At 64.9% G+C, this 11,530-nt stretch carries 10 protein-coding genes; 1 reads left to right on the forward strand and 9 read right to left on the reverse strand.

What is annotated here, in order from left to right:
• Positions 1-232: 232 nt before the first annotated feature.
• From K7W03_RS06245 to K7W03_RS06285, 9 genes are all read right to left on the reverse strand, one after another.
• Positions 233-1,039: a class I SAM-dependent methyltransferase gene (locus K7W03_RS06245; RefSeq protein WP_222885816.1), complete on the reverse strand. Its 807-nt coding sequence runs from the start codon at positions 1,037-1,039 to the stop codon at positions 233-235.
• A gap of 122 nt (positions 1,040-1,161) precedes the next feature.
• Positions 1,162-2,688, reverse strand: a complete 1,527-nt coding sequence (locus K7W03_RS06250; RefSeq protein ID WP_025551234.1) for a CpaF family protein — start codon at positions 2,686-2,688, stop codon at positions 1,162-1,164.
• 340 nt (positions 2,689-3,028) lie between these two features.
• Positions 3,029-3,283, reverse strand: a complete 255-nt coding sequence (locus K7W03_RS06255; RefSeq protein ID WP_044661760.1) for an ATP synthase F1 subunit epsilon — start codon at positions 3,281-3,283, stop codon at positions 3,029-3,031.
• Between the two features lie 56 nt (positions 3,284-3,339).
• Positions 3,340-4,785, reverse strand: coding sequence for a F0F1 ATP synthase subunit beta (gene atpD, locus K7W03_RS06260; RefSeq protein ID WP_025551231.1), 1,446 nt, complete (start codon positions 4,783-4,785; stop codon positions 3,340-3,342).
• A 21-nt stretch (positions 4,786-4,806) separates the two neighbouring features.
• Positions 4,807-5,691, reverse strand: a complete 885-nt coding sequence (locus K7W03_RS06265; protein WP_061940214.1) for a F0F1 ATP synthase subunit gamma — start codon at positions 5,689-5,691, stop codon at positions 4,807-4,809.
• 3 nt (positions 5,692-5,694) lie between these two features.
• Positions 5,695-6,321: a LysE family translocator gene (locus K7W03_RS06270; RefSeq protein WP_222885817.1), complete on the reverse strand. Its 627-nt coding sequence runs from the start codon at positions 6,319-6,321 to the stop codon at positions 5,695-5,697.
• A gap of 122 nt (positions 6,322-6,443) precedes the next feature.
• Entirely contained in the window at positions 6,444-7,973 is a 1,530-nt protein-coding gene (gene atpA, locus K7W03_RS06275) for a F0F1 ATP synthase subunit alpha (RefSeq protein ID WP_044661763.1), read from the reverse strand.
• A gap of 10 nt (positions 7,974-7,983) precedes the next feature.
• A complete protein-coding gene (locus tag K7W03_RS06280) occupies positions 7,984-8,538 on the reverse strand; it encodes a F0F1 ATP synthase subunit delta (RefSeq protein ID WP_048576191.1) in 555 nt (184 codons plus the stop codon).
• 215 nt (positions 8,539-8,753) lie between these two features.
• Complete coding sequence (locus tag K7W03_RS06285; protein WP_222885818.1) at positions 8,754-10,304, reverse strand: S1C family serine protease; 1,551 nt, start codon at positions 10,302-10,304, stop codon at positions 8,754-8,756.
• A 118-nt stretch (positions 10,305-10,422) separates the two neighbouring features.
• Between K7W03_RS06285 and ada the strand changes: the two genes are divergently transcribed.
• Positions 10,423-11,484 (forward strand): bifunctional DNA-binding transcriptional regulator/O6-methylguanine-DNA methyltransferase Ada, encoded by a 1,062-nt coding sequence (ada, locus tag K7W03_RS06290; RefSeq protein WP_222885819.1) that lies wholly within the window; start codon positions 10,423-10,425, stop codon positions 11,482-11,484.
• The last annotated feature ends 46 nt before the right edge of the window (positions 11,485-11,530 follow it).

The following is an 11,530-nucleotide window of genomic DNA, read 5'->3' on the forward strand; positions in this document are numbered from 1 at the left end:
CGGCTGATTGGGGTGGATTGCGGACATTCCCCCTCCCGCCTGCGGGAGGGGGAATGTCCGCAATCCACCCCAATCAGCCGCTCGGCGCGTTAAGGAGCGTGCGGCGTTAAATCGGACGCAGGCCGCGCTTCAGCTTTCCGTGTCGCATCCTTTCAAGCAGAACCGGTTCCCGTCCTTCGACGGGCTCAGGACAGGTTTTTCTGCACGATGCCCCCTATTTGTCCGCGCCGTTTCACTTCACCGGTTTGCGAAAACGCAGCGTCATCCGGTCGCTTTCCCCGATGGCGAGATATTTCGCCTTGTCGACCTCTCCATTGCGCAGGGTTGGCGGGAGCGTCCAGACGCCCTTTTCCCAGTCGGCCGTGTCCCTGGGATTGGCGTTGACCTCCGACGATCCGGCATATTCGAAGCCGGCCGCTTCAGCGAGGCGGCGGATGGTCGATACCTTGAGGTAGCCGCTGGTCTTCTCCAGCGCCGTATCGCGCCCTTCGGGCAGGCGATGGTCGACGATGCCCAGCGTCCCGCCCGGCTTCAGCAGGTCGTAAAAGGTCTTGAACGTGGCCGTTTCGGTCCCGCCCATCACCATATTGTGCACGTTGCGGAAGGTCAGCAGCGTGTCGACGCTGCCCGCCGGAATGAGACCGGTCTGGTCGGGGAAGGGCACGACCTTCACCCTGTCATAGACGTCCGGCTTTGCCGCGAGGAACGCCTTGTAGCCGTCCAGAGAGCGGCCGGTTGGCTGGAGCGCGTAGAAGGTGCCCTTTTCGCGCAGCAGCGGCGCCAGGATTTCCGTGTACCAGCCGCCGCTGGGCGCATATTCGACCACTGTCTGGTCCGGCTTCACCCCGAAGAAGGCAAGGGTTTGGGCCGGATGGCGGTAGGTGTCGCGAGCGGCATTGGCCGGGGTGCGGCTGGGGGCGGCGACCGCGGCCGCGATCGGATCGGCCGCCTGATGATGGTGCGCATGCTGCGCGGCGAGGGGAAGCAGCGGCAGGGACAGGCCGGTCAGCAGCAGGGCGGCGCGGGCTAGACGGTTCATCGGCATTCCTCTCTTTCTGGGGAATGTCCGATGTGCCGGTGATGCAAGCTCCGCGCAAGCAGGCCGGCGGGAAATATGTCCGCCGGCAGCAATTGTTGCAATATGCGCTTATGGGCAGGTCGTTACAGGCAGGCTTCCAGGAAAGGCTGGTCGAAGCCGAACTGCCGCGCCTTGTCCAACGTGTAGGGACGCAGGCCCATGGAACGATATTCCCCGATGATCTTCCCGCTGTCGTCCTCGTCATGATATTCGAACTTGAACAGTTCCTGGGTGACGATGACGTCGCCTTCCATGCCGATCACCTCGGTGACGTTGGTGACGCGGCGCGAACCGTCGCGCAGTCGCTTCACCTGCACGATCAGGTCGACGGAGTCGGCAATCTGCTTGGAAATCGCTTCCTTGGGGATCTTGATGTCACCCATCAGGATCATGTTCTCCATACGGCCGAGGCATTCGCGTGGGGAGTTGGAGTGGAGCGTGCACATGGACCCGTCATGGCCCGTGTTCATCGCGGCGAGCAGGTCGAAGCACTCCGCGCCGCGGATTTCGCCCAGGATGATGCGGTCGGGGCGCATGCGCAGGGCGTTCTTGACGAGGTCGCCGATGGTGATCGCGCCTTGGCCCTCCAGGTTCGGCGGGCGGGTTTCCAGCGGCAGCCAGTGCGGCTGTTGCAGGCGAAGTTCGGCCGCATCCTCGATGGTCAGCACCCGCTCGCCCGGGTCGATCATCTTGGAGAGGGCATTGAGCATGGTCGTCTTGCCCGAACCCGTACCCCCCGAAATCACGATGTTGAAGCGGCAGGCGCCGGCGATCTTCAGCGCCGTGCACATCTTCTGGCTCATCGCGCCCCATTGGGCGAGCATGTCGAGCGTGATCGGCTTGGCGGAGAATTTACGGATGGAGATGGCGGTGCCGCGCAGGGATAGCGGCGGCACGATCACGTTGACGCGGCTGCCGTCGGGCAGGCGGGCGTCGGCCAGCGGCGTGGTCTGGTCGACGCGGCGGCCGACTTTGTTGACGATGCGCTGGGCGATCTGGAACAGATGCTCTTCGTCGCGGAACTTGATGGGCGCGATCTGGAGCTTGCCCTTCTTTTCGATATAGGTCTGCTCCGGGCCGTTGACCATGATGTCGCTGACGTCCGGATCGGCCAGCAATTCCTCCAGCGGGCCCAGGCCGAGCAGTTCGTCCACCAGCACCTTTTCCAGCGCGAACTGCTCGCGGCGGTTGAGGGTCAGCTTCAGTTCCGCCAGCACCTCCATGATGATCGGGCGGAATTCCTCGGCCAGCTCATCCTTGGTCAGCGTGGCGGCGGCTTCGGGATCGACGCGCTCCAGCAGGCGGGGGAGCACCTGCTCCTTGATCTTGTGGACCGAGGCTTCGAACCCCTGCGGTCCGGCATCGGCGGCATGTTCGGCATTGGCGCGATCCGACAGGCGCTGCATCGCGTCGGCATTGCGCTGCATCTGGCTTGTGGGCGCGGAGAGCGGATCGAGCGGGGCTTCCGGGGGCAGGGCCGTCATGTCCAGGGGCGGGAACTGCTCGCCGCCCTTGATCTCTTCCTTGGGCGCGCCTCCCTGCATCGGTCGGGCAAGGCCGAAACCCGGCTTGATGCCCGCAGGTCCATTTTTCCGTCCAAACGCGCTCATAATTCTCCGCCGAAATGATGTGCATCAGCCATGGTTGTTAAAGGTGAATAGCGTGGAAACTTTGATAAATGGCTAATGCGTCGGGTGGCCGGGCGCCGCAGCGGGGCGGGGCCTGCTTGGACATTCGAATGGCGTCTGCATTCGGCTGGCGGGAGGACGATGCTTGCCCACAAGATGCGAACTGTTGGCGTGGTGGCTGACATCCAGTCTTCAACGATAGGGCATTTCGGTCGTTGATGATCCTGATGAGAGCCATGTTCGGCCAGTCTGGAAAGCCAAAGGGCCCCGTTCCGACTTGGAACGGGGCCCTTTGGCTTTTAGCAGCGGTCAGTTTGGCTTGTCAGCCGGCATGCTCCGCAAGGACGGTGAGGCCCTTTTCGTTCACCTCGGCAAAGCCGCCGCGAACCGGGATGATTTCCGGGGCGGCGCCGGCGTTGGCGAAGATCTGGATCGTGCCGTCACGGACGGTCGACATGAAGGGCGCGTGGCCCTCCAGCACGCCGAAGTCGCCATCGGTGCCGGGGACGACGACCTGATAGACCTCTTCCGAGCGGACGAGCTTTTCCGGGGTCACGAGTTCGAAATGCAGTGCCATTCTTCGAAAGTCCTAAATCCCCTCCCCTTGAAAGGAGAGGGGGATATGAGCGTTGATCAGGCGGCTTCCGCAGCCAGCTTCTTCGCCTTTTCGATGGCTTCGTCGATGCCGCCGACCATGTAGAAGGCGTTTTCGGGCAGATGGTCATATTCGCCTTCGACCACGGCCTTGAACGACTTCACCGTATCCTCGATCTGGACGAACTTGCCCGAGATGCCGGTGAAGACCTCCGCGACGTGGAAGGGCTGCGACAGGAACTTCTGAATCTTGCGGGCGCGGGCGACGGTCAGCTTGTCCTCTTCCGACAGCTCGTCCATGCCCAGGATCGCGATGATGTCCTGAAGCGACTTGTACTTCTGGAGGATCGCCTGAACCGCGCGGGCGGTTTCATAATGTTCCTGACCGACGACGCGGGGTTCCAGAACGCGGCTGGTCGAGTCCAGCGGGTCCACCGCCGGATAGATGCCCAGTTCCGAAATGGCGCGGTTGAGAACGGTGGTGGCGTCCAAGTGCGCGAACGAGGTCGCCGGCGCCGGGTCGGTCAAGTCGTCCGCGGGGACGTACACGGCCTGAACCGAGGTGATCGAACCCTTGTTGGTCGAGGTGATGCGCTCCTGAAGGGCGCCCATGTCGGTGGCGAGGGTCGGCTGATAGCCCACGGCCGAAGGAATGCGGCCAAGCAGAGCCGACACTTCCGCGCCCGCCTGGGTGAAGCGGAAGATGTTGTCGACGAAGAACAGCACGTCCTGACCTTCCTGGTCGCGGAAATATTCCGCGATGGTGAGGCCCGACAGGGCGACGCGCGCGCGGGCGCCCGGCGGTTCGTTCATCTGGCCGTAGACCAGCGCCACCTTCGAACCTTCGCTGATCGCGTTGCCGTCGGCGTCCTTGGCGATGACGCCGGCGTCGAGGAATTCGTGATAAAGGTCGTTGCCCTCGCGGGTACGCTCACCGACGCCCGCGAAGACGGAGGTGCCGCCATGGCCCTTCGCGATGTTGTTGATCAGTTCCTGGATGAGCACGGTCTTGCCGACGCCCGCGCCGCCGAACAGGCCGATCTTGCCGCCCTTCGCATAGGGAGCGAGAAGATCGATGACCTTGATGCCGGTGACCAGGATCGAGGCGTCGGTCGACTGGTCGACGAATTCCGGCGCCTTGGCATGGATCGGGGCGGATAGGGTGGTGCCGACCGGGCCGCGCTCGTCGATCGGTTCACCGACGACGTTCAGGATGCGGCCGAGCGTGGCCGGGCCGACGGGAACGCTGATCTGCGCGCCGGTGTCGGTCACTTCCTGACCGCGGGTCAGGCCGTCCGTCGAGTCCATCGCGATGGTGCGGACGGTGTTCTCGCCCAGATGCTGGGCGACTTCCAGCACGAGGCGCTGGCCGTTGTTGCTGGTTTCCAGCGCCGAGAGAATGGCCGGAAGTGCATCGGGGAAGGTAACGTCGACGACGGCGCCGATGACCTGGCTGATGCGGCCTACATTGTTGGTGGTTGCCATGACTACTGTCCTTGCCTGCACTTAAAGGGCTTCGGCGCCCGAGATGATTTCGACGAGTTCGGTGGTGATCGCGGCCTGACGGCTGCGGTTATACTGAATGGTCAGCTTGTTGATGAGGTCGCCGGCATTGCGGGTCGCATTGTCCATGGCGGTCATCGAGGCGCCTTGTTCGGACGCGTTGTTTTCCAGCAGCGCCTTGAAGATCTGCACCGTGACGTTGCGCGGCAGCAGGTCGTCGAGGATCGCTTCCTCGCTCGGTTCATATTCCACCGTCGCGCCGATGGCGTTGCGGTCGGCGTCGGCCGGGATCTTCACCGGAATGATCTGCTGCTCGGTCGGGATCTGGGCGAGCGCCGACTTGAAGCGCGAGAAAAAGAGATGCGCGACGTCGAACTTGCCGTTCAGATACATGTCGGTCAGTTCGCGGGCGATCTCCTCTGCCTGCGCATAGCCCGGTTCCTTGACGCCGGTGGTGTCGAACTGGGCGACGATCATGCCGGGGAAGGTGCGGTTGATGACCGGACGGCCCTTGCGGCCGATCAGGTAGAAGCGGACGGTCTTGCCCTGCTGGATCAGTTCGTCCGCCTTGGCGCGGGCGGCCTTGACGATGTTGGCGTTGAACGCGCCGGCAAGGCCACGGTCCGAATTGGCGACGACCAGCAGATGGACATCGTCCTTACCCGTGCCCGCCAGCAGCGGGGAGGCGCCTTCGCCCGAACCGCCTGCGATCTTCGAGGCGAGGCTGGCGACGACCGCTTCCAGGCGGCTGGAATAGGGGCGGGCGGCTTCGGCGGCGGCCTGCGCCTTGCGCAGCTTCGCGGCGGCGACCATCTGCTTGGCCTTGGTGATCTTCTGGGTCGATTTGACCGACCCGATGCGCAGCTTCAGTTCCTTGAGGCTAGCCATAGTTCAAACATTCCGAGCAAGGGCCAGACGGCCCGCGAGACCAAAGAAACCGACGCCCATGGCGCCTTCGAACCAGCGCATCGCGCTGCTCTGCCCGACCTTGCGCCCCGCCTTGGTGGCGAGGATCGCGAGAAGGGCGCACCAGAAGAAACCCAGTCCATAGACGATCGCGATCAGCAGCATGCCCTGCCATGGTGCGTCCGGACCGGTGCCGACGAACTGCGGCAGCGCGGCCAGGAAGAAGATCGCGACCTTCGGGTTCAGCACGGTGCTGATGAATCCCTGCGCGAAGGGCGATCCGCCGATCCGCAGCCTGGGCGCTTCCGATGCGGGCGACGGCTTCACCGCGCCGCGCAGCATCGAAAGGCCGAGCCATGCGAGATAGATAGCGCCCGCGATCTTCACCGCCATGAACAGGCCCGGCACGGCGTTCAACACGCTGAGGAAGCCGAAGCCGCAGAGCGCCATGTAGAACAGCCCGCCAAGCTGGATGCCGCCGATCGTCGCCATTCCCGCCCTCAGCCCGCGCCGCGCCGCGTGACCAGCCACCAGCATGGTGTCCGGTCCCGGCAGCAGCACCAGACCGATCGACATCACGGTCCAGGCAAGGAGGGAATGGGCGGTGAGCATTATCGCAGCTTCGTTCTTCCTTTTTTCCGTCATCCCCGTGGGGGGCCATCTCCCTTGCGTTGCGTCTGGGCGCTCGGTCGGGAGATGGGTTCCCGCTTTCGCGGGAATGACGGGTTGGTGGGTTACGCGAAGGTCTTGCCGAACGAGTCCAGCGCGGCCTTCAGCTTCGCCTTGGGCTCGTCGCCCAGATCCTTGCTGTCGCGGATGGCGGCCAGCACCTCGGGATGGTCGTGGCGCAGATAGGCGAGCATCAGCTCTTCATAGCGCGTCACGTCCTTGACCGGGATGCTGTCCAGATAGCCGTTGGTGCCCGCGAAGATCGACGCCGTCTGCTCTTCGAAGGGCAGGGGCGAGAACTGGGCCTGCTTGAGCAGTTCGGTCAGGCGCGCACCGCGGTTCAGCAGCTTCTGGGTCGAAGCATCGAGGTCCGAGCCGAACTGGGCGAAGGCCGCCATTTCGCGATACTGGGCCAGCTCCAGCTTGATCGAGCCGGAAACCTTCTTCATCGCCTTGGTCTGCGCGGCGGAGCCGACGCGCGACACCGACAGGCCGACGTTGATGGCCGGACGGATGCCCTGATAGAAGAGGTTGGTTTCGAGGAAGATCTGGCCGTCGGTGATCGAGATCACGTTGGTCGGAATATAGGCCGACACGTCGCCCGCCTGCGTTTCGATGATGGGCAGCGCGGTCAGCGAGCCGGCGCCGTTGGCGTCGTTCATCTTGGCCGCGCGCTCCAGCAGGCGGCTGTGCAGGTAGAAGACGTCGCCCGGATAGGCTTCGCGGCCCGGAGGACGGCGCAGCAGCAGCGACATCTGGCGATAGGCGACGGCCTGCTTGGAAAGATCGTCATAGACGATCACGGCATGCATGCCGTTGTCGCGGAAGAATTCGCCCATGGTGACGCCGGTGTAGGGCGCCAGATACTGGAGCGGAGCGGGTTCCGAAGCGGTCGCGGCGACGACGATCGAATATTCCATCGCGCCATTTTCTTCGAGCTGCTTGACGATCTGCGCGACGGTCGAGCGCTTCTGGCCGACGGCGACGTAGATGCAGTAGAGCTTCTTCGACTCGTCGTCGCCTGCGTTGATGCCCTTCTGGTTGATGAAGGTGTCGATGGCGACGGCGGTCTTGCCGGTCTGGCGGTCGCCGATGATCAGCTCGCGCTGGCCGCGGCCGACGGGGACGAGGGCGTCGATCGCCTTGAGGCCGGTCTGCACGGGTTCGTGCACCGACTTGCGGGGGATGATGCCCGGCGCCTTGACTTCCACGCGCTTGCGTTCGGTGTACTGGATCGGGCCCTTGCCGTCGATCGGGTTGCCGAGGCCGTCGACCACGCGGCCAAGCAGGCCCTTGCCGACGGGCACGTCCACAATGGTGCCGGTGCGCTTGACGGTGTCGCCTTCCTTGATCTCGGCGTCCGAGCCGAAGATCACGACGCCGACATTGTCGGCTTCCAGGTTGAGCGCCATGCCCTGCACGCCATTGGCGAACTCGACCATTTCGCCCGCCTGGACGTTGTCGAGGCCATGGACGCGGGCGATGCCGTCACCCACGGTCAGCACGGAACCGACTTCGCTCACCTGCGCTTCGGTGCCGAAATTGGCTATCTGGTCCTTGATGACCTTCGAAATTTCTGCGGCGTTGATATCCATGTTCAGCCTTTCAGCCTTTCATCGCGTGGGCGAGACTATTCAAACGGGTGCGGATGGAGGAATCGATCATCTGGCTGCCGATCTTGACGACCAGCCCGCCCAGGATCGCGGGATCGACCTTGGCATCGAGCGCGACGTCGCGGCCGACGCGGGCGCGCAGGCCCTGTTGCAGGGCGCTAACCTGCCCGGCGTCGAGCGGATGGGCGCTCGTCACTTCGGCGCGAACCTCGCCCTTGTGATTCGACAGCAGCGTTTCATAGGCGCGGATGATCGCGGGCAGCTGGGAAAGGCGGCGGTTCTGGGCCAGCACGCCCAGGAAATTCGTCGTCAGCGGGTCGAGGCCCATGGAGGATGCGACGGCGGCGATCGTCTTACCCGCTGCGTCGCGGCTGAGGACGGGGCTGTTCACCAGGCCCTTGAAATCGGCCGATTCGGCCAGTGCCGCCTTGAGCGCAGCCAAGCTCGCCGCGACGGTGTCGAGCGTCTTGCCGTCGCGGGCCAGATCGAACAGCGCCACCGCATAGCGGCCGCTGAGGCTGGCCTGAATACCGCCGGTCGTCTCCACGCGCTTACCGTCCTCCACTTGATTCTGGCATTTTGAATTGCCGGTCATGCAAAAAGGGGGCGCGGTTCTGTCCGTCCCGGTCCCCTGTTGGGGGGCCGGTTAGCAGTGGGATTGTGACTATGCAAGCCATGGAACGCGATTCGACCGTCAGTATGAAATCATCGCGATTTGACTGAGTTTTTATATGGGACGAATCGTTGGGCGCCGCCCCGCTTTTATTTCCCCTCGGGGGTGAGCCGACCCTTTTGGCAATGGTAGACGATCCGTTCATTGGGTTGGGCCGGAAGCAGGGCGGCGAGATCGTTCTGCAGCGTGGCGATTTTCCCCAGCAGGGCAGAATCGCTCCCACAGCCCTTGATCGCGCCGCCACCAAGCGCGCGGGCCTTTGCCATGGTGTCGATGTCGGGCAGCCAGCGCTGGACCCGAAGCGTGCCCGTTGCCGGATCGAAGCGGCTGATGGTCACGAAATTATGGTCGTCGGGAACGGTCGCGCGCTGCCAGCCGGTGCCGGAGGAGACATATTGGGTGTCGCCGTCGACGCAGCCCCCCTCCGCCCAATGGAATCCGATGTCATTGGGTTGGGATATGGTGAGCCGGCTGCGATTCACGTCCACCCGGCAGACATTGTCGCCGGCCCAGGCATAGGCGTTGTTGCCCATGACGTTCGCGTCCTGCGGCAGTTCGATGCGTTCTTCGATACTGGAGAAGCTGGGCTTCAGGAAGAACAGTCCGATCGCCGCGAACAGCAGGACGCCGCCGCCCGCCAGCCACCAGGTGGCGCGCCGTTCCCGGCCCTGGCTGTAGAACAGGCCGCCTGCGCCGAGGCCGAGCACCGCCAGCGCCAGCAGCACGGCGGCGCCCGCCATCGCATTTTCCCGGGCGGAAATGACGTCGCGTTCGGCCGTGTCGCGGGCCTTGTCCAGCGCGGCTTCGCGAGCGTCCGCGCGAGCGCGTTCGGATTGCTCGCTCCGCGCTTCCTCCCGCTGGGCGAGGGCGGCTTCGGCGGCGTCCGCCTCCGCCATCGAGCGGCAGGGAACGACGGTGTGCAGCGACGATATGCCGGCCTGCCGCAGGAAGGAGGCGACTTCCCGCCAGGACACGGCGAAGCCGAACTCCGCATCATTGCCGTCGGAGACCGATCCGAAACTGTTGACCCCCAGCACCCGGCCGCAATCGTCGACCAGCGGCCCGCCGCTATTGCCTGCGGCCAGCGGCGCGGTGTGCAGCACCGTATCGAAATTCTGGCTGGCCCTGCCTGAGGACACAGTGCCGCTGGTCTTCACCGTGCCGAGCGGTTCCACCAATTGCTTGAGGCCAAGGCCCTGCGCGCGGTCCACCGTGCCGGGATAGCCGATGGCGGTGACATGCTGCCCGTCGCTCACCGCCCCGGCGTAGAAGGTGCTGACCGGCAGGCTGCCTTCCTCCAACTGGATCAGCGCCAGGTCGTTGCCGGGCGAGAAGGCGATGATCCGGCCGCCATAGGTCTTCGTCCCCTCCGAAGGGATGACGCCGATGACAAGGTCCTTCTCCTCCCGCGTCAGTTCGACCACATGGGCGTTGGTGATGATCTTGTCCGGCGCGACCGCGAAGCCGCTGCCATGGCCCACGAAATAGGCGTCGGAGCCGTTGGTCGCGACCAGCACGACGCGGACAACGCCGCGGGCGGCGGCTGCGATGTCCTGCTGTTCGGCATGCGCGCCGGAGGGCCCGGCAAGAGCCAGGAGCGCGGCCAGAACAGGGGCGAGGCGACGGAATAGTGGGACCATGGTTGGCGGCATTCATATGCGATGGTGGGATTGAGGCAATGCGCAAAAAAGCGTGGAGCCGCTTTTTGAGGGCAAGCGGCGGGAAGGCTGATGCGTCGGGCGCGGCTATCCCTTATTCATGACCCAGATGAGACAGCCCGAAGCCCCGATCCACGCCATGCCGGACGCAGATGCCTGCTGGGACGCCTTTCTGGGGCGCGACCGGAGCTTCGACGGGCGGTTCGTGGGCGCCGTGCTGACCACCGGCATCTATTGCAAGCCGAGCTGCGCGGCGCGGCATCCCCGGCGGGAGAATATGATCTTCCTTGCCGACCCGGAGGCAGCGCGGGCGGCGGGTTTCCGCGCCTGCCTGCGCTGCCGCCCCGACGAGGTCGGGCGCGACCGGCTGGCGGTGGAGGCGGCCATCGCCTTCATCGCTGCCGCCGAGACCCCGCCCTCGCTGGAGGAGGTGGCGGCGCATGCGGGCTATGCGCCGCATCATTTCCACCGGCTGTTCAAGCGCGAAACGGGGATGACGCCGGCCGCCTACGCCCGATCGCTGCGCACCGAACGGCTGAAAAGCGCGCTGGAGGAGGGGAGCAGCGTCACCGGCGCGATCTATGAGGCGGGCTATAATGCGCCCAGTCGCGCCTATGCCGATGCGGAACGGCATCTGGGCATGACGCCCAGCGCCTGGAAGGATGGCGGGCGGGGCGTGGCGATTCGCCATGCGGTGGTGCAGACCGGCCTGGGGCCAGCGCTGATCGCGGGGACCGAGCGGGGGCTTTGCCGGATCAGCTTCGACGAGGATGAGGCGGATTTGCGCCGGCGCTTCCCCAAGGCGGAGATCCTGCCTGCCGACGAGGGGCTTTCGGCCCTGGCGGCGCAGGTCGTGCGGTTGATCGACGATCCGTCGGAGCCGCCGGACTTGCCGATGGATGTGTGCGGGACGGCGTTTCAGCAGGCGATATGGGCGGCCTTGCGCGCGATCCCGCCGGGGGAGACGCGCACCTATGGCGAAATTGCGGCGGCCATCGGCAGGCCAGGCGCCGTGCGGGCCGCCGGGACGGCTTGCGGCGACAACAATCTGGCCGTGCTGATCCCTTGCCATCGAGTGTTGCGGAGCGATGGGAGCCTGGGCGGATACGCCTATGGCACGCGGCGCAAGCAGGCCCTGCTGGAGCGCGAAAGCCGGGGCTGAAACCACGCTTTTCGCTTTTCTTTCAGCAGACTGTCGGCCATGAGTG

It is taken from the genome of Sphingobium sp. PNB (genome assembly GCF_019873065.1).
Classification (GTDB): Bacteria; Pseudomonadota; Alphaproteobacteria; order Sphingomonadales; family Sphingomonadaceae; genus Sphingobium; species Sphingobium fuliginis.